This window comes from Psychrobacter sp. CX90 (genome assembly GCF_057396305.2).
This window is the reverse complement of the sequence record NZ_CM182008.1, coordinates 1,481,244-1,505,104: the sequence shown is the minus strand read 5'-3', so window position 1 is coordinate 1,505,104 and position 23,861 is coordinate 1,481,244. Positions and strand designations below refer to the sequence as shown.

Sequence of the window (23,861 nt, the reverse complement as noted above, 5' to 3'; positions counted from 1 at the left end):
TATGTCTAATAACGGTATAAAGATCCACAAAATTACTCAAGGCGTGGTATATCTCGATGGTAAGACCATGCTGGGCAAGTGTGAGAGTGTTGACTTGCCTGAGCTGAAGTTTTTGTTCGATGAGTTTAAAGCCCTAGGTATGGTAGGCAAGCTTGAGCTACCCACCAACGGTATTGATAAGGTCGAAGGCAAGATCAAGATGAATAGCCTATATCCTGCCGTTGCACGCAAGCTGTCGCCGTTTGATTATCGTCAAATTCAGGTGCGCTCAAGTGTGAGTGTACATAACTCGCAAGGTCGTGTTGAAGAGGTTCCTTTGGTTACCTTTTTAACGATAGCCGTTAAAAATATGCCCTTGGGTAAGCTTGGCGACCATAAGAATGTTGACTTTGAATATGACTTTGCTTGCACATACGTTAAACAAGTATTTGATGGTCATGATGTTGTTGAGTATGATGCCTTAGCCAATATCTTAAAAATCGGTGGCGAGGATATGCTTGAAGAGTATCGCAGTAATGTGATGTAAGCATTAAACCGCCATAAAATATAGATACTAACCATCCCTTTATCCTAGCCCTTGATGCAGACGCATTGAGGGTTTTTTTATGCCCTATATATATTCCATAGTGAAATCAGATTACACATTTAAGGATACGGTTATGAGTAAAACAACACAGACTACTGATACAAAACAAGCAGGCTCTGCAAACAAACCAATTAAGCTAAAACACCCGTTTACAACCGATGCAGGTGTACCTATTGAGCAAGTCGCTGTAAAAAATATAACAGTGCGACAAATGAAACAAGCTCAACGCCGTGGTGCTAGTGATGAAGCGGAAGTCGAAACCGCAATGGTAGCGGCGGCTTGTGATTTAGTCGTAGAAGACTTGGAAAATATGCAGATGTTTGATTATGTGGCGGTGCGTGACCGATTTCAACAGCTTAACTTCAATCGTACCGAGTAGCCACTGGCAAAGCATACAAGGCTTATTAGCCAAGTGGTTTCATATTCAGCCAACCGAGATTGATGCGATGACCATTGATGATCTGCTTAGCTGGGTAGATGAAGCAAATAAGCAGATTGATGCGCAAAACAAAGCCCAAAGTAAACACTAATATTAATTAAATAGGCGATTTTATATGTCAAATATGTCTCTGATGATGCGGATAGGTGCTGTCGTTGACGGCACGCTTGACCGTGCCATCGGAGGCGTCAATCGTGATTTAACCAAGCTTGATGATACAACTGCTAAGCTAACTGCAAAGCAAGAAAGGCTTGGCAGTATTATGGCTCGCTCACTTTCTCGGCCTCATGCCGACCTAGGTAAGCTTAAAAACAGGTATGAGCAAATTGGCCGTGCAATCAAAGATACCGAGCTGGCTCAAGAGCGTTTGAATCGCTCTATTGAGCGTGGCCGTAAGATTGGTGAGCTAAAAAGTACTGCTGGAGGTAACTTTGCAACCAGCAGTGCTCAGCTTGCTGGGTTTGCTGTTCCTGTTGGAGCTGTTGTAAATGCATCAATGTCTTTTGAGTCAGCAATGGCAGAGGTCAATAAGACAGTTGATTTTAGTGCTGGCAATAGTATTGAAAAGCTTGGTGAGCAGTTAAAGGCCTTATCACTACAAATACCTTTGACCGCTAATGAGCTAGCTTCTATTGCAGCTTCGGGTGGTCAGTTAGGTGTTGCTGATAAAGAACTTATTGTATTTACTGAAACTATCGCCAAGATGGGAGTCGCTTTTGATATGTCTGCTGATAAAGCAGGCGATGCTATGGCTAAACTTTCCAATGTTATGAAGGTTCCAGTCACTGAGATAGGACGTATTGGTGACATGATTAACGTCATCAGTAATAACTCACCTGCTAAAGCTCGTGAAATTGTTACCGCTATGAGCCGAGTTGGTGACAAGATGAAGGGGGCGAATTTTACAGAGGGGTTTAGTGTAGGGTTGACTGGCGCATTAATCGCTCAAGGGCGTGATGCGTCAACGGCTAGTAGTGCTATTGAGTCCATGCTTACGACATTTTCTACGCTCGATATGGCGACAAAACGACAGTTAGAAGGGTTTGATGCACTAGGACTAGATATAGATCAGTTTGCTATTAAATTTAAACAAAATGGTCAGCAGGCTGTTGAAGACTTTTTGAAGGCGACAGAAAAATTGCCTGAAGCGGATAGATTGGGTGCACTTGCTTCTGTGCTTGGTAGAGAGTATGGCGGTGACATATTAACTGTAGCCAATAATACCGAGCTGCTGGCAAAGAATGTCAATCTATTGGGTACAAATGCTGATGGAACTGCTAAGTATATCGGCTCGATGAATGCTGAGTTTGAGGGTATGAGTAGTACAAATGCGAACAAACTCAATCTTTTTAAAAATAACATTAATGTGCTAGCCATAACTCTTGGTAATGCACTTTTACCAGCTTTAAACGAGACTATTACCGCCATTACACCACTTGTTCAACAGTTTGGTGCATGGGCGCAAAAAAATCCAGAAACAGTTGCTTCTATTGTGAAAATAGTCGGTGGTTTACTACTCGCAAAAGCGGCGTTTTGGGGGTTAAGCTTTGGTGTGCTGTCAGTTGTTAGTCCAATTATAAAAATGGTTACCTTGTTTAATCGACTACGAGCTGGTATAGCAGTCTTGCGAGGCATGGCTGTTTTAGGACGTTTTGCACCTATGGCCATGCGCTTTGGCAGAGCAATAGGCTTTATAGGCAAAGCATTTAGGGTATTACGTATTTTAATGATGACCAATCCATTAGGGATTGGTATAGCCCTTCTTATTGGTGCTGCATATTTGATATACCGCAATTGGGACAGGATCGGTCCTTACTTTCAGGGCTTATGGAATCGCCTGAAAACCTTTGCTAAAAGTGGTGTGGGTAATATTTTACGTACAATTGTGAGCTTTAGCCCTCTGGGTTTATTTATACGAGCATGGTCTGTGGTTTTTGGCTATTTTGGAGGGCTACCGGCTAAGTTTAGACAATACGGCATTAATATCATTCAAGGTTTAATTGGTGGGATTACTGCTAAGTTCGGTGCACTTAAAGATAAGATGAGCTTGTTGGCCAGCAGCGTATCAGGCACGTTTAAAAGCGTGCTTGGTATTAAATCGCCCAGCCGTGTGTTTATGGGCTTTGGTCAAAATATTGCTGATGGCGTCGCTCTTGGGATTGCTCAGCAAACACCAACCGCAATCAAAGCATCAGACACTATGGCCAAACGCCTTGCACAGACTGAATACTCTAACAAGGTATTGGGCGCTCAAAGTATCACTAGTGGCATGAGCGCAGGCTCTATCAGCTTTAGCCCGACTATCAACGTGCAAGTTGGCATTGGTAATAGCGATGTGGCCACACAAGTACAAGAGGGCTTATCAGCGAGCTATGTTGAATTTGAGCGGATGCTAGCACAAGTAGAAGCAAACAGACAACGGAGGGCGTTTGCATGATAGTAAGCTTGGGCGATATTAATCTTGGTCAAGCAAAAGCAACAAGTGCACTAAGCTTGCGCATGGGATACGACTTTGCAACCCATGAGCGACCACTGGGTAAAGCGACAAGGCAAAGGCTGGGAGCAAAGCTTGACGAGTGGCGTATCAGTTTTACGCTAAACTTCCATTTTTGTGACCCATTAACCGTTTTGCAGACCATGCAGGCAACTTGTATGGCAGGTAAGCCCAAGCAATTAGTGTTTGATTATTTTGATTATCAAGGCTGGGTAACCCTTGATGATGTGGATGTCAGCTTTGTGCAATCTAGCGATAGTGGGCGACCCTTAATCATTAGTGGCACCTTAACTTTAACCGAATTTACTGGCGATACCACACTTAAACCCACTGCCCCTGCTGTGCGTGACGATACACAATCCAAGCCTGTACAGACGGCAAACACTGACGATGTCGAAACATTACTACCTCATCGTCAACCTCAGCAGCATTTAATGGATATATTAATAGCTCAGCACAAAGCACGCGCAAAAGTACGCAATATCGATAAAGCATTACATGGTGATGTTAGTGCAATTAACGACAATATTAAAAGTATCAACGAGTATTTTGCGAGCAATTGGACTGGTAAGAGTGTTCCGCCGTTACCTATTTTAAGTGATGTGAGCGATGCGGATGCTGTGCTTAGTCAAATGGATAGCCAGCAAATCTTTTATGTGGAATTAGCAAGATATACATTGGCGAGGCTATAAATGGCACAGTATCTACAACATATAGCTAGCGAAGGAGACAGGTGGGATAGCATCAGTTATCAGTATTACGGTAACCCTTTAGCTTATGAACACATCATAGTCGCTAATAAGCATTTGCCAATTACTTCAACTTTAGAAGCTGGCCAGATTGTATTCATACCGATTATTAAGCCACCTGATATATCTAATGATGTGCCTGTATGGCTGCTAGATGATGATAAAGATCATTTGATTGATGAGGTCGAGCTTTGATTAAAACACCTTCTTTTACTCTGCTATACAACAATAAGAATGCAATGCATGATATTGCCGAATATATGATCGATGCAAGATATACTGATCATTTAACGGGCACAGCTGATGAATTGGATATTACGTTGTCCGATCCCGATCAGAAATGGATGGATGCCTGGTATCCGGTAAAAGGAGCTACACTAAAATTTAATATTGGCTATAAAAATGGTGGTTTGCTCGATTGTGGTACGTTTGAGATTGATGAAATAATAGTGAATGATAGCCCTAATACAGTGCAGATTAGGGCATTGTCAGCTGGGGTGAACATGCCTCTACGCACTAAGCGGCATAGAGCATTTGACAATCAAACGCTAGATCAAATCATCAAGCAGGTTGCTGATAACTTGGGATTTAGTATTGAAGGAAAAATTGAACCCTTACAAATTGAGCGTGTTACTCAAAAAGAAACTGACTTAGCTTTTATTAAACGACTTGCTGAAGACTATGGCTACATTGTCAAAATTAAGGGCAAGCGTTTAATTTTTAGTCATGCTGAAGCTCTAAAGCTAGCACCATCAGTGACGACTATTGACAGGATTGACGTCATGCGAGGCTGGAGCTTACGAGAACAAATAAGGGATGTTCCCAAAGAAACAAGTGTGACTAAGCACAATCCAAAACGTAAAAAGACAGTCAAAGCGACTGCCAAACACAAGACTAAAACTATTCGCAAATCTAATTCGCCTAAACGCACCACCCCTAAACCTAAATCCAAACTAATCGTCTACGACCTTAAAGACGGTCAATTAATCAAAAAACAGTAGGTTGTATATGGCAACTCATAGTAGTGATAAGCATAACAGTAGAGCTAATGCATCGACACCCGCAGTAGCTCAGGCAAAAGCAAAAGCTAGGCAAAGTAAAGCGGATGATAAGCAAGCTGAAGGCCGCTTTAACATTTCTGGTGATACAAGACTAACGGCTGGTAGTAGTTTTAATCTCACTGGCTTTGGGCGATTTAATGGTAAATGGCAGATACAGCAAGCAACTCATTCGATAAGCCGTAGCTCAGGCTACACCACCGAAGTACAGTTTTGTAAAGTCGCCAAAAAGGAAAGCTAATGACTGAAGTTGTGTATGGTCTAGTAGAAAACATTGAATATGCACCACTTAGGGTGCAAGCAACTCTGCCAGATATGGACGATATGCTCAGTCCATGGGCATTGATGTTATGTGCTCGTAGCCAAACTGCTAAGACCTATGATCCACCCGTGAAAGGCGAGCAAGTAGCAATATTACTTTATGACGATGGTGAGTCGGCTTTGTGCCTAGGCTCGGTAATGAGTGATGTGGATAACAGCCCTGCTAACGGACACCAGTTCACTAAGATATTCGATGACGGAACACGCATTGATTATGACTCGGATGCTAGTGTGCTCTCCATTAATGCCGTAGGTGCTATGAGCGTGGTGTGTACTGGTGTTGTTGATATCACTGCAAAGCATGCCACTATAAATAATGACGTAACCATCAATGGCACAGCGACTATAACAGACGATGCAGTAATAGGCGGTATATCGTTTATTGAGCATAAACATGGCGGTATCAATAGAGGTGGTAGTTCAACAAACCCACCGTCATAACATTAAATTGCCATAAAATTAAATGGCTCGCAAACCGCATACTATAAAACCTCTTCCAAATATTGATACTTATAAACTTGATTATAGGAGGTTGTTATGTAGTGCTTTAGCTTATAACCCGAGATGATTAATTAATAATACGGATGGTGAGATGAGCAAAATTAGTAACAGTCTGCATTGGCAATCAAGTCTTGATAACGATGGCATTGTTGAGGGCTTTAGCGATGTTGAGCAAGCTATCCGTATTATTTTGTCAACGCCACTTGGTAGTGTGCCGCATCGCCCTGAATTTGGTTGCGACATCATGCCTTTAATTGATGGAAATTTTAAAGACGTTGCACCGCTATTTATCGCCCGAGCTACAGATGCGATCTTGGCACATGAGCCACGTGTTGAATCGGTTAAGATTATTGGCACTCAATATGACAAGTTACAAGGATTTGCAGGTGCAACTTTTAATATCGCATGGACACCGATTGATAGCTTAGTACCCCAAAACATGACTTATAGAGTATAGCGATAATGGATATAAGCAAACTTGACCCACCTAACTTTATAGAGCGTGATGCCAACAAAGTCACTGATGAGCTCATTGCACTTTATGAAGAGCTTAGTGGTAAGCCGCTGTACCCAGCCCAAGCAGATCGCTTGATGTTAGACGTTATTGCATATCGTGAAGTATTGATACGCACTGCGATAAATGAAGCAGCTAAACAAAACCTTGTCGCCTTCGCAAACGGAGTGATGCTCAATTATCTTGGCGACTTCTTTGGTGTTGAAAGACTTGATAATGAGACTGACGAACAATTACGAACACGCATTCGTCTTGCTCCTGAAAGCTATGCTACGATGGGTAGCCGTCAAGCCTATATCTATCACACACTGTCAACTAGTGCAGATATTATAGATGCTGATGCAATCAGAGGCGAGAATGGTAATGTATATATACATATCCTAACAGCAGAAGGCAACCCCAGCGATGAGCTAATACAACGTGTGTTAGACAACACCAGTGATGAGAAAAAACGTCCTTTGTCTGATGCGGTGCATGTCACTAGCGGTGAGCCATACAACTTTGAATTAACTATAAAAGTATATCCGCTGAAAACTGCTGACTCTAATATCGTTAAAACAGAGGTGCAAACAGCCGCACAACAATATATAGATGCACTTAAGCTTAAACTCGGTAAAGACATCGTGCCTAGTCAGATTATTGATGCATTGAGTAATGACAGCGTATGGCAAATTGAAGTTGTTAGCCCACGTCGCCCAATCATTGTGCAACCGTATCAATGGGCAAATTGTACAAGACTAAGAGTTGTTTTGGGTGAGGCAGAACATGGCTGATTTAATACAAAATAGCGTATTACCTATGCCGCTGCAAAATGAGCGGTTTTTAATACTAGAAAGCTTGCTGCAGCGACTAAATAAACTACCCCAACACGCAATTATCATGCTGATTGATGTTGCACAAGCAGACAGCTTACCGTGGTTTGCTGACCACTTCAGTTTGTTTGGTGATGGTTGGCAGTTTGCTGTTACTGAGACAGACAAACGAGAATTAATCAAAGATGCCATAGAGATACACCGCCATAAGGGTACACCGTGGGCGATTAAGCGTACTCTAAAGCTACTGGGATATGGCGACTGTGAGCTACAAGAACGTTTTATACATAACACTCACGATGGTTCAATCAGACATGACAGTAAGCACTTATATGCGGCAGTGGGTGGGTGGACTCATTACCGCATCATTACACCCCGTTTAATTGATAAGGCAGAGGCAGAGCGGATAAGAGCACTGCTCATTAATGTAGCACCGCTCCGTTGTCTATTAACATCAATCAGCACTAAGACAATTTATCACGATAGTAGCATCAAACATAACGGCAAACATAAATATAACGGAGCAATAGCACAATGGCAGCGATAACTGAGCAAGCGGTATGGCAAGAAGAAATTAGGTTGATTGATCCATCTGACCCAGTTCAAGGTGGTGAAGGTGGTATTGATAACATCCCACACGAGCAACTGGCTAATCGCACCGCATATTTAAAACAAGAAGTTGAAGGTATTAAAGGTGATGCATCAGAAGAAGTATCGCTACAGTCTTTGTTTTTAGCTATTGAAGAACTCAAGAAAGCGAAGCGTGAATTACCGGTGGGCGCAATTTTTGAAACCACTAAAGACTATCAATCGCCTAATGACGTCACAGAAGACGTTGGTTATGGAGTCTGGGAACGATTTGGTGAAGGTAAAGTATTGGTTGGTTTATCTAAACAACAAGACGACCCTGCTTGGACAAAAACAATTGGTTCAGAGTTTGGTGAGTATGAGCACACGTTATCAATAGAAGAAATGGCAGAACACAAGCACAGCAATGGTAACTTTGATAAATTTGGTTCAATAGCTGCCGATACGGACACTGATACATACGACGGTGGCGACCGAACAAGGACATCAGAAGAATACGGCGCTGGCGGTATGACTTCTGATAAATGGAATGAGGCTACTGAGTCTTTAGTTGGTAACAACACACCACATAATAACGTACAGCCTTCTATTGTTATTGGTAGATGGAGACGTACTGCATAATAAACAGAACAGGGTAATGGCTTAATGCGTCAACATTGAGCCATTCCTTTTGACAGCAAACTAAAATCTACCTGTCGCAAGGCTAGACCCTGCCACTCTGTACAGAGCGTGGCAAGTCTAGCATAAGATATTAATAAATGAAATCTTATTGCACAGGAAGAAATTATGAACTTTTTAAACTGTAAATCGTGTGGCAAAAAACTACTTAAAATCAAGACATTTGATGAGTTATCAATCAAATGTCATCGCTGTAAAACAATAAACTATATGAGCGTCCAGAACGCCACATCAGAAGACCACGAGTCTCTCACAACAACACAGGATAAGACTCGTGGACGATCTCAAACAAAAATTGTACAGCAAAGCTCCACTGCCGTTCGTTGGACAGAAACGTAACTTTCTTAAAGTCTTTCGACAAGTCATCTCTGATAATATCAATAATGATGGTGCTGGTTGGACTATTATTGATGTCTTTGGTGGCAGTGGCTTACTGGCGAATAACGCTAAGCATCTAATGCCGAATGCTCGTGTGATCTATAATGATTTTGACGGCTATAGCACAAGGTTAGATCATATAGTGGATACTAACAGGCTACTCACTCTACTATCAGACGTTCTTAGTAAATCACAACGTGGTAAAAAGCTATCTGACAGTGTCAAAGCCAAAGTCAAAGATACAATTACAAACTTCGATGGGTATATCGATCTTCAGACAGTAAGTACATGGTTGCTATTTAGCGGTAAGCAAGTTAGCACGCTTGATGAGCTATATAGTCATACTATGTACAATAGAATTCGCCGTAGCAATTATCCGCTTGCAGAAGGCTATCTTGATGGCATAGAGATGGTGTCACAGCCGTTCGAAGCTCTTATACCAGCTTATCAGGAAGCTAATAAGGCATTATTGATATTAGATCCCCCGTATGTCAGTACTAAGCAAGGGGCGTATGCGTTAGATGAATATTTTGGGATGGTACAGTTTTTGACACTCATGAAACTCGTTAGGCCTCCATATATCCTATTTAGTAGCACTAGGAGTGAATTACCAAACTTTATGGAGTACATCCGAAATAACGTACCAGAGGACTGGGAAAGACTTGGAGAGTATGAAAGTGTCAGTCAACTCTCTCATGTGAATAAGTCAGCCAGCTATGTCGACAATATGATTTATAAGTGGGGATAGCAAAGCGATGACTCTTTCGCTTTTATGTAATTTGATTGCACTGTATGTAATAATGATGCAGCGAATTTATAACGCAATTTTTGCGAATTTATAACGCACCGCATCACATGGTATAAATGAACAACGTAAGCTATAGTTCTTAAAGAATTTTTTCTGATAAAACGTCCTAAATAACAGGAGTTTTTTCCATCCCACTTTATATGTCATAAAAGAATAAAGCCACACAGGGTGGCTTTATTCTAATAAAACTTGACTAAGCTTTATTTAACATTAGTTAGAGGGTAAGTCCCATATATAGTACTTACCATTTTGCACTAAATTAATTTGTTGTGCCAAAGTCTTATTATTGGGATCTTTTTCAAGCAAGCTTTGTAAACGAGATAATGCAGCACTACGATTATCGTTCAATAAATCGGCTTGAGCTAAACTTTGTTCAGCTTCTTTATAACCAAGAGACACAGCTTTATTGAGATATTTTTTACTTTCTTTAAATCCGCCCCCTTCTGATAACATCATTCCATATAAGAAATTGGCCTCAGCGCTGTCGGGCTGCCTGTCTATTGCTTTCGCAACATATGTACTGGCACGAACGGCATAGTCTGAACCTAAGTCTAAGTTTCGAGCCATACCATTTAATTTAGCCGCTCTAATTAGAACGTCGTATGTTGCATCAGAGTTTTCAGCAAAAGGACGAATCCAAGCTTCTAACTCTTTAAGCTTTTCTTTGGTGTAATATCTCTGTGAAGCATTTTTAAAGTTTGGTGGATAATGTCTGGCATTAGGACTGACTTCGGCAATAAAGTCGTCTAAAAGGCTGACGTCAATTTTTTCGAGATTGTTTGAACGCGTTTTTTGAATAATGACCGTAGGTAGATAAGATATATCGGACACACTAACATTTGGCGTAGGTATACCATCGATACGATTAGCAACAATATCAGTGGCATTACGTAAAGGGTCTGTAAGTGCTTCTTGATTATCATATTGGATGCGGTGTACTGATCCAGTAACCTTCTGCTCAAATGTTTCTACATTAGCGCTGGTTGTTGATTGAGCGGTAGCAATATTAGTAGCTGACATTAAACCTAATAGAACAGCGCTAGATATAATGTGTTTGCGAAATTGTCTATTCATTTTATATTCCTTAGTTTTTATAAGAACAATTATTTTTAATAAGATTAATTGTCAATGGCGTCACTTTCAAATTTCAGAGGATGCTTAAGCGTTAATTCGGTTCATTATATTTATAATTAATTTGTTTCCTTAAAAAGAGCTCAATAAAAAATCACATGCCTTAATTAAAAATATTTAAATATGATATGCAACCTCTTTCATACGGTTCGCAAGCCATCGCATTGAAACTCTTACCGGCTCAGACAATGTTTGACCACCGTGATACAACGCCGCCTCACGATGTTGTAACTCTTCAATATCCATTTGTGCAAGTACCTCTTTAGTTCGAGTGTCTTGCTTAGGCAGTTGTTCTATATGCTCCTGCAAATGCTCGCTAACTTGGGCTTCAGTTTCTGCAACGAACCCCAAGCTAAATTCGTCAGATATTATTCCAGCGATAGCCCCTAAACCAAATGACAAGCCATACCAAACAGGGGTAAACACACTTGGATGACTGCCTAGCTCATCTAAACGGGTCTCGCACCATACTAGATGATCAATTTCTTCATCAGCGGAATGTTGCATTGCTTCTTTTACGGCATCATTTTTTGCCGTAAATGCTTGACCGTGATACAGACCTTGAGCACAAACTTCGCCTGCATGATTAATTCGCATTAGTCCTGCTACATGACGAGATTCATTAATTGATAATTCAGGTATTTCATCTGAGCTAACAGGAAGAGGGCGAGCCGTTTGGTTCGAGTGTGGAATGATAGCTCTTAAACTGCTGTCGATGCCTACAATTGCCCGATCAATAAAACTTAAATGCTTACCCATAAAACCTCCTAATTGCATTAAGCTTGATATATGACGCCTATTACCAAGTCAAATAAAGAGATATTAAACCTGAAAGACGCCTTTTAAGTCGTATAGATTAGCAAATTTATAACTGACTATATTTCTAAGCATAGTCAGTTATAAAAGTGCTAAATTACAAATATTATTTAAGCTCAACTATAGCGCCGCCTTGGATGTTTGAGTAAACTTCAAGTACATCCCAGTTGGTTAAACGGATACAACCATGTGAGGCCTGACGACTAATACCTTCGGGAATTGGTGAACCGTGAATACCGTAAGAAGGTTTAGATAAGCCCATCCAAACGACGCCCACGGGGTTATTCGGACCAGGCGGTAGCATGTAAACTTTTTTATTGTCATCTTCACCAACGGTTGCTTTATACCAAGGCATTTTAACCTTGTTGACAATCTTGTATGTGCCACTTGGCGATGGAGTACTACTACTGCCAACCGTTGTGGGGTAAGTAGCAACTAATTTATCACCATCATAGGCATATAGGATTTTGTCCCCTTTTTTAGCAACAACTCTAGTGATACGTGCTTTCAAGGGTTCACCAACATTAATAACTGTGATAGTTTCGCCCTCATTAAAGCTCTTTCCTTTGTTTAATCTCTCAAGGTATCGAACATCCATATGAAAACGTTCTGCTAACATCTCTTTAATGTTTTTGTAGTACAGCCCTTTCAGCTTCGACTTTGCTTCAGAGCCAGAAGGTATATTAGTAAAATTTGTTTTCACATCATCGTTGGTTATTTTATATTCCACCAGTACTGGCATCTTTGGGTTGATATTTTTGGTTAACTCTTTCCATGTTGCCTCAGTCATTTTACCGGTTCTCGGTAAGCCATGCATAGTTTGGAAGTTTGCAAGGGCTTTTTTGCTATTCATACCCCAGCCACCATCGATAGGGCCAGGAGAGGCATGGTTCCAATCAAGTAACGCTTGCAGTTTGACGGTCATTGCGGTGTTTTTACGCATGTTAGTTGACCACGTTGCGTTGTTAACTTGTTTGGCGTAATGTGACAAATTAGTAGTGGTGTAAAGTTTACCATCTCTGTTTTCTATACTTTTGATAGAGTCTTCATTAACAATTGAGCTGGCCGCAACAGCCTGTCCAGTCTCAGCATCACTATGGATTTGTTCGTCAATCTCTTCTTCTACCTCAGCCTCTACAGCTTCTTGGTCCATTGCAGGTTCAGTGGTGGTGGCTACTTGCTGTTTTGGTTGACCACTTGTTACTTGATTTTGCCCGTTAGCATCGTTAGCAGTGCTAAGATTATCATCGTTGTCTGACTCTGGGTCATTAGAGTCTACTTCATCTACTGGAGTAATACTTTTTTGCTGTTCAATAGCCAATACGTCATTTATAAGCTCAGATAAGCTATCTACAGGTTTGACTGGCAAAGTTTGATTTTGCGCTGCCATTGCATGACCACTCATACCAATAAGGAAAGTAGTCAATGAGGCTGCTAAAATTTTTGGCATAAATTTCACAGATTTTTTGGTCATAGGGTTTGCCGTAACGATAGTTATTGTAGGATTTGTCGTAATAATCGCGACATCGTGAGCAGCTTTGTGCTGCAGAAGGTTTAATTGAGTCATAATTAAAAAATTTGTGTTAAAAAGTTGTTGCTATTATGCGATGAATTTAAGCTTCTGGCAAATGTTTACCACAATTTAGATACCAATAGAAACAATAACGGTAATGCAACGTTCATAAGTAGTGAAGCATGAATAACATCAATAAATAGTTATTTGTCGTTAGCAATGATATGAATGATATCTAGTCATTAAAAAGACTTTTAACAAAAGTATCAGTTTCAACAATTCGTTAAATGTACTTATATAAGTATCCGTATACTTTAAGGTTCAGTCCCTGTATTTTTAGACTCTATGAGTACATATAGTTAATGTATAGAAAAGGGGAAGCGACAGCTAACAAAAAGAGGGGCATAGAAAAAAAGCAAAAAGCAAATAGACACACAAGAAAACAGAAGCGACAAACGTATAACAGATATAGATATAACATATGTTTGTCATTATAATGATAAACTCAACGGTTATAGTGCATTATGATGCCAATGGCTAATTAGGAAGATAGTAATTTAAGATTAGAGTTTTTAACAAAAATATTGATAATATTCACTTTGGTTACGATTACTGATTGAAATATATTAATTAACCCTGCTTATTTGACGCTTATGATTCATAGAAAATATTAATCTAGATTTGGCGTTCAATTTAGCATTAATGTTTAATTGTTTTAGCCGGATACTACCGATTTTAACCTTTGGGTATGGCCATTGAAGGAGCATATCCTTTAGGCTTACTTTATAGAATAAATTCAGTGCAACGAATAGTAATATTTATTTAAACATAGCCATAATGATATACACTAAACTATAGTAATGTTTAGCCCTTTAAATCCGCTCTATACTAACTGACTGGGAAAGTTTTAAAAATATGTCAATAGATAATCTTAATAGTGATTCAAGTAGTCAAAGAGTTTCTTCTCAATCAGGTTTAAATGACCTTGTATCTTCAATGGGTCATGATATTGATTCTTCTCATGCTGAATTTGATGATCAATATGAGTACTTAATGAGAGATTGCCATGAGGCGTATGATCATTTATATAGTATTCGTGATTTTATCCGATTTTGTGTCACGCAAATGCGTACTTATGATGTGGTCATAGCCCAAGGTACTACAGATGTATTTGCCGAGGCTGCCGCAATTGTACTTCACACACTTTCACTTGACTGGTCTGCTGATGAGCAGATATTGGATAGTCGACTGACTCCGTCAGAGAAGGGTGACGTTTTGTCATTATTACAGAAGAGAATTACTGAAAGAAAGCCACTTAGCTATCTGGTTAATTTAGCCTATTTTTGTGGTATGCCCTTTTATGTTGACGAACGGGTGCTTATCCCACGCTCTCCAATAGCAGAATTAATTCGCCAGCAGTTTTATCCCTACTTTGAGACAAATGAACTTGCACAGTCGTTGGCCGCAGATTCTACTGCAGACATACCCAACTTCTTTTTACATGGGTTAGATGCCAAACAATTACGCCAGCCTGATAGGGTTTTGGACTTGTGTACAGGGTCTGGATGTATCGCAGTTGGTTTGGCTAATTGGTTTAGAGAAGCTTTAGTTGATGCCACAGACATTGATAAATCAGCATTAGAAATAGCTGCTGTCAATGTAGAGCATCATGGGATGGACCACCAAATAAATTTAATCGAATCAGATTTATTTAATAAAATTCCAGCTGAAAACCAGTATGAGCTTATAGTGACAAACCCGCCTTATGTTGATGCTGCTGCTATGGCAGAGTTGCCGCCTGAATTTATTCACGAACCTGAACACGCTTTAGCCGCAGGGCAAGATGGATTGGACTTGGTGCACATTATTTTAAGAGATGCAGCAGACTATCTCACTCCTGAGGGTTTATTGGTATGTGAAGTTGGCGATAGTGAGTGGGCGCTGAATCAAACGTATCCTGAAATACAGTTTAACTGGCTGACCTTTGCTCGTGGAGGTCATGGTATCTTTGCTATGGATCGTGAAACTCTTGAGCGATATCGAGGATTATTTGAAGCACAAGTTGCTCGCTTAGTCTCTTAGTTTAACCTCTAAGTGTATAAATATATTTGTTTATAAGTTCATTAGATCAGCTGATGTCTGCTTATTTAGATGACTAGTAATTTAGATTGTATTTCATAGTTGATTAATAAAAAAAGTTTAAAATAGCGAAAAATCAGGTCAAGTGAATACCTGTTTAATTATATTGAGTATAAATTATGGCTGGAAACAGTATAGGGCAGGTTTTTAGAGTAACCACGTGCGGCGAGTCGCATGGTAGTGGTTTGATGGCCATTGTAGATGGTATACCACCTGGATTAGCGCTTAGCAAAGAAGATTTACAAGTTGACTTAGATCGTCGTAAACCGGGCACTTCGAAATTTTCAACTCAGCGGCGTGAGCCTGATGAGGTAGAAATCTTATCGGGTGTCTTTGAAGGTATGACAACGGGCACGTCGATTGGTTTGCTTATTCGCAATACCAACCAGAAGTCTAAAGACTACAATGATATTAAGAATACTTTTCGTCCTGGTCATGCCGATTATACCTATAGTATGAAATATGGATTTCGGGATTATCGTGGTGGTGGACGCTCATCTGCTCGTGAAACAGCAATGCGGGTTGCCGCAGGTGCTATTGCCAAAAAGTACCTTAATGAGCGCTTAGGTATCGAAATTTTTGGTCATGTGGTGCAAATAGGCAACGAAAAAATAGCACCACAAAATCCTAAATGTATTGATTGGCACTATGTTAACAGCAATCCTTTTTTCTGTGCAGATAGAGATGCCATTCCTCGCTTTGAAGCCTTAATCAATCGTCTACGTAAAGAGGGTACCAGTTGTGGTGCGAAGGTTGAGATAGTCGCCTCAAATGTACCTGTAGGTCTAGGTGAGCCTGTCTTTGATCGGTTGGACGCTGATATAGCCCATGCGATGATGAGTATTAACGCAGTAAAAGGGGTGGAAATTGGTGATGGCATGGCGGTTGCGGAGCAATTTGGTCATGTGTCTCGTGATGAACTAACGCCAGAGGGTTTCACAGCCAATCATGCAGGTGGGGTATTAGGTGGTATATCCTCTGGTCAGGATATCAAAGTGAGTATTGCTCTTAAACCAACCTCAAGTATTACCACACCAGGTAAAAGTATTGATCATGAAGGCAATGTGGTTGATATGTTAACCAAAGGTCGCCATGATCCTTGTGTGGGGGTTAGAGCAACGCCTATTGCTGAAGCCATGCTAGCGATTGTTTTGTTGGATCACTACTTACGACATCGTGGTCAAAATGCCGATGTCAAACCACCCGTTGTACCAATATAGTGAATACATACGATGAACCTAAAAAATGAAACGGTTGAACCGTCCTCTATAATTGTTAAAGATAATGCGCATATTAAGCCTCCAACTGTGGCTGCGTTGCCAATAACAGATGAGTCTATAATTGATTGGATTAAGTCACGCCGTAGTATTGCGAATTTAACTCTACCTGCGCCTAATCAGCAGCAAATTGAAGCAGCCATAGAATGTGCCATGACCGCACCAGATCACAAAAAGCTTAAGCCATGGCGTTTTATTGTTACTCAAGGTCAGGCCAGACACGAATTTGGTCGTGCATTATTAGCGGCTGCTGAGGCCAAAGCCTTGCGAGAAAATAAAGAGCTTGACGAAGCTACGCTTAATAAAACAGTGAATATGCCATTACGCGCTCCAATGATTATTACTGTTGTCACAAGAATGCAGTACCATGAGAAAGTACCAATGTTTGAGCAATTACTTAGCACGGGTGCCGCAGTACAAAATTTAATCTTGGCGTTAAAAGCTGAAGGTTTTAATACAGTCTGGCGCACTGGTTTATTATCTAATGAACCGGCTGTTAAATCTTACTTTAATGTGGGTTCAGAGGACTATATTGCTGCATTTGTTTATACAGGTAGTAGTCCTTGTGAGCTGCCTGTACGTGATAAAATCGACATTCAACAGTTTGTGCAATATCAATCTTAGAACCTAATCTAAAGTCGTAGTTATCGGTACCATTAAAACAACACTAATGGATTAGTCAATATTTACCAAAAGGCTTAACAAAATGGACGACAAAGATAAAAAAGTAAACTTGAATAACAGTCTTTTATCAAGTCTTGTTGAAAAAGCAACTAAAATCAATCTTGCAAAACGGAGTCAACCACAGCTTGATCCGTCACAAGTGGTAGAAGATGTTGAAAACAGGATGGATAAGTCTGCTATTCCTTCTAGTTTATCATCAAATCAGCTGCGCCTTGCCTTTTTAGGCGGAGGTAGCTTTGGTACCGCAATGTCAAATCTGGCAGCACGCAATGGATGTGATTCTACGTTATGGGTAAGAGATAAACGTACGGTCAAAAACCTTAAAAAGACAAGAGTAAATAAAAAATACTTGCCAGGATTTACACTTGATGAACGTTTGAAATTTGAGCATGATTTAAAGACAGCAGTGACAGATAAGGATATTATATTTGTTGCCGTACCAAGCTCAGCTTTTAGGGAGACCTTACAGAAAATTGCACCCTATATTTCAGGTCAGTCTATTGTGTCATTGACCAAAGGTATGGAGAAAGATACCTTTTCTACGATGAGTGAGATTATAAAAGATGAGCTGCCTGAGGTTAATTTTGGGGTTATGTCAGGCCCCAATTTGGCAGTTGAAATTATGCAAAATATGCCATCTGCCTCAGTTATTGCCAGTTATTCTGGACCTTTAAGACATGCCGTTCAGTCGGCCTTGCATAGTGCCTTTTTTAGAATTTTTGCCTCTGATGATGTGCGCGGTGTGGAACTAGGTGGTGCTCTAAAAAATATATATGCCATTGCTATGGGTATGGCCGCCTCTTATAATGTTGGCGAGAATACTAAAGCCATGTTGTTGACACGTGCTTTGGCGGAAATGAGCAGGTTTGGGGCGGCTTCAGGAGCAAATCCTTTGACCTTCTTAGGTCTATCAGGAGTCGGCGATTTATATGCCACCTGTGGGTCTGAGTTGAGCCGCAATTACCGTATTGGAAGTATGTTAGGCAAAGGTCTAAGCTTAGAGTCAGCAGTCAAAAAGTTAGGGCAAACGGCGGAGGGCGTTAATACCATTCAACAAGTACATGAGAAGGCAACTAAATTAGGAATTTATATGCCTATTACTCACGCCCTACATGCCGTAATTTATGAAGATCAAGCGGCACTAGGTGTTGCTTTAAACTTGATGGAAGCTGGGTTTAGAAGTGATGTTGAGTTTGTCATGCCGCATGATCGTACTAATGATTCTTTAAATGAGCAAAGATCAGATGCTTTAATTAAATAAGAAGATTGTGTATAGGGTTGCTAACCACATATAAGATTTTAGAACAGTTAATATTTATATGAGAGATATTGAGTCATTACACTATCCACTATCGAAGTTTAATTGAATTTTAACCTCATTTTATTGAGAAAAATATGAAAATCATATTGATGCGTCATGGTGAAGCAGAACGTAAAACCCAGCAAGATAATGAGCGACAACTCACAAAGATGGGTGTTAATCAGGCGGAGGAAACAGCGGAATATATTTTAAATAAATATATTCCTGATGCATTTATTGTCAGTCCTTATGATAGAGCACAGCAAACTTTAGAGGCATTTAAGGTTAAACTACCTGATGTAGCGACAAACGTATTAAATAATATTACCCCACCTGATGACCCAGTAGTGGCACTCAAAACATTAATGAATATTGAAGGGGAGTGTATACTCATTGTCTGTCATATGCCTATTATAGCTAAGATAACGGCGTTGTTAACGGCTCAATACCCTGAGGCGTATGAATTGGCAGAAGCACGAATCATTGAGGCTGAGTTTATAGGATTAGATATGGGAAATGAGGTTGATAGATTTATTCCCCAACAACCTGTTTCTTAAAAAACCGTTTGCTAGCAAGCATATCAAAGTAGAGTAATGAATTAATCTAGCATCACTATGGTTATTTTAAACGTTTAAGTGGCGCTCAAGAGTTGATTTTAAAACTCTCTTAATTACCACTACAGTATATTTAGGCTTAAAGATTATATTAGGAAAATTGTGTGAAGCATGTTTGGTTGGCAGATCAAAAAGCAAAGTTAAGAGTTTGGAGTGATGCAACAGAGAGCTGGATGCAACTGGATGGCTGGCAAGATCTCAATGAAGTGACATTCTCAAAATCTAAGAATAATGATGTGTGTCTGTATATTCCAACTCAATTAGCGTTAATGCTTGAAAATGAATTAAGCACTACTCAGATTAAACAGTTGGGACAAACTGGACAACAGTATTTATTCGAAGAGTTATCTTTGATGCCAGTTGAACAGCTGCAAGTGCGTAGTATGAGTGTTGGGTCATCAAATACATTTTATGCATTAAACTCAGCTCAAATTGAACAGTGGCAGCAAAGTGCACAGCTGGCAGGTTATAAAATCACAGCCTTACTACCTGATTATTTACTTTTACCAGTCCCTGAAAGGCAAAATGACAATAGCCCTGATTCTATAGACAGCTCGGTAAACTTATATTACGATAGAATTCAAAACACCTTTTTAGCCCGTTTCTCTATTACAAAAGGTATAGCACTGAGTCATTTATCGTTGCTGCCAAGAGTGCTTAAAGAGGTTGGCCAAATAACGTTCCTTTCCAGTGATGATTCGATAGTAAGTACATTGACTCTGGATGCTGAGTCAGACAATCAATCTAGCTCAAGTCTGGATAAAAATGTGGATAATATCCCCGACCCCATTAGGCTCATATGTCATGAATTCGGATTGGTTTTAAAACCTTCTAGCCTCTCTTTAAAGCCCATAGATTATCCTTTAAAACATCCGCTCAATTTTATAGTAGCTAAAAGTACCCGCTTGGCATCACCTTATTTATCGTTGGCGGCAGGTCTATTGCTATTGGCTGGCCTCTTCCAAATTGTGGGTGATGCATTGCAGTGGTATCAGTATGATAATGCTATCATAACAACCAAACAAGCCACCGAAGCACAATTTTCTAAATGGTTTCCGGGGGAGACTTTAAACCCTAGAGTAAGTGTGACCACTCAAGTTGAACCTCGTTTGGTTCAGAGTCAGGGTGATAGTCAACCGCACCTTACCATATTAGGTCGCATCTCGCCCTTGTTAAAGCAGTCAAACTTAATTGCTCAATCAATAGTTTGGAATGAGTCAAATATAGTCATTGTGGTAAAAGGCGAGCGTCGTGAGGGAATAGATCAGTTACAGCGTAGTCTATATGAGCAAGGTATCAATGCTAATTTAGGCGCCATCAACCCTATTAGTGATGGGGGAGTAGTTGGCGAATTAAATATCTCTCTTGCCAGTGAGGCAAATGTGTCTGTAAATGAAAACTATAGTAAGCTTAGTTAAATCATTGCTTTATTAATACCCATTATTGATAGCCATTAATTTTTTCTCTGATAGCCAGCTCATAATACTATATTTTTAATGAGCTCTTTATAACCAATTACTTTGAATCACCCACTTTACATAAGTGACTTTGCCTGACTCCTTCTTATTTTAAAACGTATGAATAAATATGGCTAAACTTCTGTCCCGAATAAAACGTACCAATAAAGTATCAAAAATGGATGCTATATCACCGAAGGGTGGGGCAAATGATGCCTCAACAATGGCCCTTGATTCTTCATCGAATATTAAGTCGATGTCGATTAAGCATTCAAAACTCCTTGAATCTATGGCTAACAAATGGTCCACTCTATCTAGTCGTGATCAATTGGCCTTATCGTTTCTATTTATATTTACAGTACTTTTACTGGGAGCATATGGTGGATATACGTTACACAATAAAGCGATGGAAAAACAAGAGGAATACCAGACAGCCGTTAGTGATTATTTCTGGTTACGTGCCCAGTCAAGTAATATAGACCCTTCAAAAAGTGCTGAAGACACATTAGCCATAGATCAACATTTGAGTCAGATTTTAACTCAATCTGGTGTTGCAAATCCTCAAGTATTAATAGTGCAAGATGATGCTCAGATTGGTTTTATGCAAGAGAATCAAGGGGTTATTAGTAATATCATTAGTTCAATAGTCAATTCGAGCTACAAGATTACCAATTTAAATATGCAACAAAATCCTGATACGAAAGTGATTGAAGTTCAGGCGACTGTGAGTAAATGATGTATGGCGCAACTTGTGATGTGATGTAAGACTCTGTATTCACAACTTACAATTGGCTATTTTGGTCTAAAATGACCCACTATTTCATTAAAATCAGGATTAAGTAGAATGACTACTCAACCCGAGCTTTTAACTTAATGGTGCCTCGTACTGTTTCATTTCATTATAAAAACACCCTAACTTTAGTTTATGAGTACAGGTGCTAAGAGTGGCATCGGTAATTTTTTTAAATTCATACAATTATAGTGCGATAGTTTAGAGTGCAATAGTTCCAAATGAGCTTAATAGCATAGCTTATGCGATCTTATGGCAATTCACTGGTAGTTATATGGATAAAAAAGACTGGAAATCAAAACAAGTCGCCCTTATTAAAGGTTAGACTACGTAAATGAGTTCAGAAGTCATGATGCATGACGGTGTCAATTTAATTGGTTTTGGCTTTTTGCCTCTATAATAAACATAATAAGAGTAAATAATTATGGCAGCTAATCATCAGGATAATAGTCGTAAGATAAAGACCAAGCGGCATGAGTCTTTAAAAAATGAGCCAACGTCTGTTTTTAATCAACGCTTAAACACGGTTAATGCCTCAGACACGCAAATGGCACGCCATAATAATAATTTACCTGTGTTAGAGAAGGCTAAAGAAGATGCTCTAATAAAATTTAATCATATTACTTATTTACTATACGCGGTTAGCTTTTTTAGCGCGGGACTTTTGTGGATAGTACCGATTGTGATGAATTATTTACGTCGAGGCGAAGCAGAAGGGACATGGTTGGCCACCCATTTTGACTGGCAGATTAAAACGTTTTGGTATAGTTTGATTTTAGGAATAATCGGTGCGACTTTGTTATTTATGAGCTTAGGGGGTTTGGGTATTAGTATTTTTGCAGAAAGCTCTGAAGTGGCAATAGGTTCTATTGTCATGGCAATTATTGGAGGGTTGATTTTCGTAGCGGCTATCTTATGGCACCTTTATCGTATTGTACGTGGCTGGATTGCTTTGACGGATAATCGTCCTGTACAGTAATCAACTGCTTAATATATTTATTCCTTAACCAATAATACAATTTGAACAGTGAATTGAATTCAGTATACTGTTATAATTTGGGTTTTGAGTTAATCCTAAAATTGAGCAGCTGGTCTGCATTTATTATTCTTAATAACAGGTTACCCAGCGTTATGTCCTACGCCTTACTTCGTCCTTTTTTATTCAATCTCGATCCTGAACATGCGCACGAACTCACTCTCCAGCTCCTAGAAAAAGCTCATAAATCCCGCACTCTAGGTTATATCTATTCACAGCAAGCACTTCCTACCGAATGTATGGGCTTACAGTTCTCCAATCCTGTTGGATTGGCAGCAGGGCTTGATAAAAACGGCGATTATATTGATGCTTTGGCAGAGCTGGGGTTTGGGTTTATAGAAGTAGGTACGGTTACCCCTAAGGCTCAAATAGGCAACCCGAAACCCCGCTTATTTAGGATTAAAGAAGCGGGCGCAATTATTAACCGTATGGGATTTAATAACTTAGGCGTAGAACACTTGGTCAAAAAGGTGCAGAGCTGTAAATATAAAGGTAATATCGGCATAAATATCGGTAAAAATGCAGTGACACCTGTTGAAAATGCTGCTGATGATTATATTTATTGCTTGGAGCGAGTATATCCTCATGCCTCTTACGTAACCATAAATATCTCCTCTCCTAATACTAAAAATCTTCGAGACTTGCAGAGCGGCAATGCATTAACAGAGCTATTAGATACCATTAAAAATAGACACAGCCAATTGGCAACTGAATATGGATTTTATGTTCCTATGATGCTCAAAGTTGCCCCAGATTTAACAGTCAATCAAATCGACTATATTTCTGAACAATTAATCGATTTCGAGATAGATGGGTTAATCGCAACCAATACGACACTGAGCCGAACAGGGGTTGAAGATTTGCGCTTTGGCGATGAAGCGGGTGGATTATCAGGACGACCTGTCAGTCACCTCAGTACCCAGATCATACAGCAGTTTCATGAAAGATTGATGGATCGAGTGCCAATTATCGGAGTGGGTGGTATCGACAGTGGGGAGAAGGCCGTTCGTAAACTGCATGCAGGGGCGACAATGGTTCAACTATACACGGGCATGATATATAAAGGCCCTAAGCTTGTACAGCAATGTATTGAGTCAATTGCAAGTCATCACGATTCACTGATTATGCCATAAAAGATAGGCACAGGCATGATAATGTCATTATTCAAATGATGTTTT

General features: G+C 39.9%; 27 protein-coding genes. 24 read left to right on the top strand and 3 right to left on the bottom strand.

What is annotated here, in order from left to right:
• The first annotated feature begins 1 nt into the window (after nt 1).
• The 15 genes from AC2SLN_RS05950 (at nt 2) to AC2SLN_RS05880 (ending at nt 9,866) form a co-directional block, all read left to right on the top strand.
• Complete coding sequence (locus tag AC2SLN_RS05950; protein WP_486550022.1) at nt 2-526, top strand: phage major tail tube protein; 525 nt, start codon at nt 2-4, stop codon at nt 524-526.
• 133 nt (nt 527-659) lie between these two features.
• The gene (locus tag AC2SLN_RS05945; protein ID WP_486550020.1) at nt 660-965 is read left to right on the top strand and encodes a phage tail assembly protein; all 306 of its coding nucleotides are present in this window, start codon (nt 660-662) and stop codon (nt 963-965) included.
• Nucleotides 925-1,116: a GpE family phage tail protein gene (locus AC2SLN_RS05940; protein WP_486550018.1), complete on the top strand. Its 192-nt coding sequence runs from the start codon at nt 925-927 to the stop codon at nt 1,114-1,116. Before AC2SLN_RS05945 ends, AC2SLN_RS05940 begins: the two co-directional genes overlap by 41 nt.
• 24 nt (nt 1,117-1,140) lie before the next feature.
• The gene (locus AC2SLN_RS05935) at nt 1,141-3,462 is read left to right on the top strand and encodes a phage tail tape measure protein (RefSeq protein ID WP_486550017.1); all 2,322 of its coding nucleotides are present in this window, start codon (nt 1,141-1,143) and stop codon (nt 3,460-3,462) included.
• Nucleotides 3,459-4,211 carry a phage tail protein gene (locus tag AC2SLN_RS05930; protein ID WP_486550015.1) on the top strand — a complete coding sequence of 251 codons (753 nt, stop codon included), beginning with the start codon at nt 3,459-3,461 and terminating at the stop codon, nt 4,209-4,211. Before AC2SLN_RS05935 ends, AC2SLN_RS05930 begins: the two co-directional genes overlap by 4 nt.
• Nucleotides 4,212-4,463 carry a tail protein X gene (locus tag AC2SLN_RS05925; protein ID WP_486550013.1) on the top strand — a complete coding sequence of 84 codons (252 nt, stop codon included), beginning with the start codon at nt 4,212-4,214 and terminating at the stop codon, nt 4,461-4,463. It abuts the gene before it with no gap.
• A 44-nt stretch (nt 4,464-4,507) separates the two neighbouring features.
• Nucleotides 4,508-5,269 carry a phage late control D family protein gene (locus AC2SLN_RS05920; protein WP_486550011.1) on the top strand — a complete coding sequence of 254 codons (762 nt, stop codon included), beginning with the start codon at nt 4,508-4,510 and terminating at the stop codon, nt 5,267-5,269.
• 7 nt (nt 5,270-5,276) lie between these two features.
• The gene (locus tag AC2SLN_RS05915) at nt 5,277-5,567 is read left to right on the top strand and encodes a hypothetical protein (RefSeq protein WP_486550009.1); all 291 of its coding nucleotides are present in this window, start codon (nt 5,277-5,279) and stop codon (nt 5,565-5,567) included.
• A complete protein-coding gene (locus AC2SLN_RS05910) occupies nt 5,567-6,088 on the top strand; it encodes a phage baseplate assembly protein V (protein ID WP_486550007.1) in 522 nt (173 codons plus the stop codon). Before AC2SLN_RS05915 ends, AC2SLN_RS05910 begins: the two co-directional genes overlap by 1 nt.
• A 151-nt stretch (nt 6,089-6,239) precedes the next feature.
• A complete protein-coding gene (locus tag AC2SLN_RS05905; RefSeq protein WP_486550005.1) occupies nt 6,240-6,605 on the top strand; it encodes a GPW/gp25 family protein in 366 nt (121 codons plus the stop codon).
• A 5-nt stretch (nt 6,606-6,610) separates the two neighbouring features.
• Entirely contained in the window at nt 6,611-7,435 is an 825-nt protein-coding gene (locus tag AC2SLN_RS05900) for a baseplate assembly protein (protein ID WP_486550003.1), read from the top strand.
• Entirely contained in the window at nt 7,428-8,021 is a 594-nt protein-coding gene (locus tag AC2SLN_RS05895; RefSeq protein ID WP_486550001.1) for a phage tail protein I, read from the top strand. The genes AC2SLN_RS05900 and AC2SLN_RS05895 overlap by 8 nt, the downstream gene beginning before the upstream one ends.
• Entirely contained in the window at nt 8,009-8,683 is a 675-nt protein-coding gene (locus AC2SLN_RS05890; protein ID WP_486549999.1) for a phage baseplate protein, read from the top strand. Before AC2SLN_RS05895 ends, AC2SLN_RS05890 begins: the two co-directional genes overlap by 13 nt.
• A 165-nt stretch (nt 8,684-8,848) precedes the next feature.
• Nucleotides 8,849-9,079, top strand: coding sequence for a Com family DNA-binding transcriptional regulator (locus tag AC2SLN_RS05885; protein ID WP_486549997.1), 231 nt, complete (start codon nt 8,849-8,851; stop codon nt 9,077-9,079).
• Entirely contained in the window at nt 9,015-9,866 is an 852-nt protein-coding gene (locus AC2SLN_RS05880; protein ID WP_486549996.1) for a DNA adenine methylase, read from the top strand. Before AC2SLN_RS05885 ends, AC2SLN_RS05880 begins: the two co-directional genes overlap by 65 nt.
• Nucleotides 9,867-10,136: 270 nt before the next feature.
• On the opposite strand, the gene AC2SLN_RS05875 is transcribed toward AC2SLN_RS05880, so the two are convergent.
• The 3 genes from AC2SLN_RS05875 to AC2SLN_RS05865 all read right to left on the bottom strand — a co-directional run bounded on the left by AC2SLN_RS05875 (nt 10,137) and on the right by AC2SLN_RS05865 (nt 13,347).
• A complete protein-coding gene (locus AC2SLN_RS05875) occupies nt 10,137-11,000 on the bottom strand; it encodes a tetratricopeptide repeat protein (RefSeq protein WP_486549995.1) in 864 nt (287 codons plus the stop codon).
• Between the two features lie 174 nt (nt 11,001-11,174).
• Nucleotides 11,175-11,816 carry a 2-polyprenyl-3-methyl-6-methoxy-1,4-benzoquinone monooxygenase gene (gene coq7, locus AC2SLN_RS05870; RefSeq protein WP_486549993.1) on the bottom strand — a complete coding sequence of 214 codons (642 nt, stop codon included), beginning with the start codon at nt 11,814-11,816 and terminating at the stop codon, nt 11,175-11,177.
• Nucleotides 11,817-11,979: 163 nt separating this feature from the next.
• Nucleotides 11,980-13,347, bottom strand: coding sequence for a L,D-transpeptidase family protein (locus AC2SLN_RS05865; RefSeq protein WP_486549991.1), 1,368 nt, complete (start codon nt 13,345-13,347; stop codon nt 11,980-11,982).
• A gap of 1,092 nt (nt 13,348-14,439) precedes the next feature.
• On the opposite strand from AC2SLN_RS05865, the gene AC2SLN_RS05860 reads away from it, so the two are divergent.
• From AC2SLN_RS05860 to AC2SLN_RS05820, 9 genes are all read left to right on the top strand, one after another.
• Nucleotides 14,440-15,468 (top strand): HemK family protein methyltransferase, encoded by a 1,029-nt coding sequence (locus tag AC2SLN_RS05860; RefSeq protein ID WP_486550100.1) that lies wholly within the window; start codon nt 14,440-14,442, stop codon nt 15,466-15,468.
• A gap of 176 nt (nt 15,469-15,644) precedes the next feature.
• Nucleotides 15,645-16,745 carry a chorismate synthase gene (aroC, locus tag AC2SLN_RS05855; RefSeq protein WP_486549989.1) on the top strand — a complete coding sequence of 367 codons (1,101 nt, stop codon included), beginning with the start codon at nt 15,645-15,647 and terminating at the stop codon, nt 16,743-16,745.
• Nucleotides 16,746-16,847: 102 nt separating this feature from the next.
• Complete coding sequence (locus AC2SLN_RS05850) at nt 16,848-17,426, top strand: nitroreductase family protein (protein WP_486550099.1); 579 nt, start codon at nt 16,848-16,850, stop codon at nt 17,424-17,426.
• A gap of 82 nt (nt 17,427-17,508) precedes the next feature.
• Nucleotides 17,509-18,747, top strand: coding sequence for an NAD(P)H-dependent glycerol-3-phosphate dehydrogenase (locus tag AC2SLN_RS05845; RefSeq protein ID WP_486549987.1), 1,239 nt, complete (start codon nt 17,509-17,511; stop codon nt 18,745-18,747).
• 134 nt (nt 18,748-18,881) lie between these two features.
• Entirely contained in the window at nt 18,882-19,343 is a 462-nt protein-coding gene (gene sixA, locus AC2SLN_RS05840; protein WP_486549985.1) for a phosphohistidine phosphatase SixA, read from the top strand.
• Nucleotides 19,344-19,504: 161 nt separating this feature from the next.
• Nucleotides 19,505-20,818, top strand: a complete 1,314-nt coding sequence (gspL, locus tag AC2SLN_RS05835) for a type II secretion system protein GspL (RefSeq protein WP_486549984.1) — start codon at nt 19,505-19,507, stop codon at nt 20,816-20,818.
• Between the two features lie 169 nt (nt 20,819-20,987).
• Nucleotides 20,988-21,593, top strand: coding sequence for a hypothetical protein (locus tag AC2SLN_RS05830; RefSeq protein ID WP_486549982.1), 606 nt, complete (start codon nt 20,988-20,990; stop codon nt 21,591-21,593).
• A 478-nt stretch (nt 21,594-22,071) separates the two neighbouring features.
• Nucleotides 22,072-22,626 carry a DUF4870 family protein gene (locus AC2SLN_RS05825; RefSeq protein ID WP_486549981.1) on the top strand — a complete coding sequence of 185 codons (555 nt, stop codon included), beginning with the start codon at nt 22,072-22,074 and terminating at the stop codon, nt 22,624-22,626.
• 152 nt (nt 22,627-22,778) lie between these two features.
• Complete coding sequence (locus tag AC2SLN_RS05820; RefSeq protein ID WP_486549979.1) at nt 22,779-23,816, top strand: quinone-dependent dihydroorotate dehydrogenase; 1,038 nt, start codon at nt 22,779-22,781, stop codon at nt 23,814-23,816.
• The last annotated feature ends 45 nt before the right edge of the window (nt 23,817-23,861 follow it).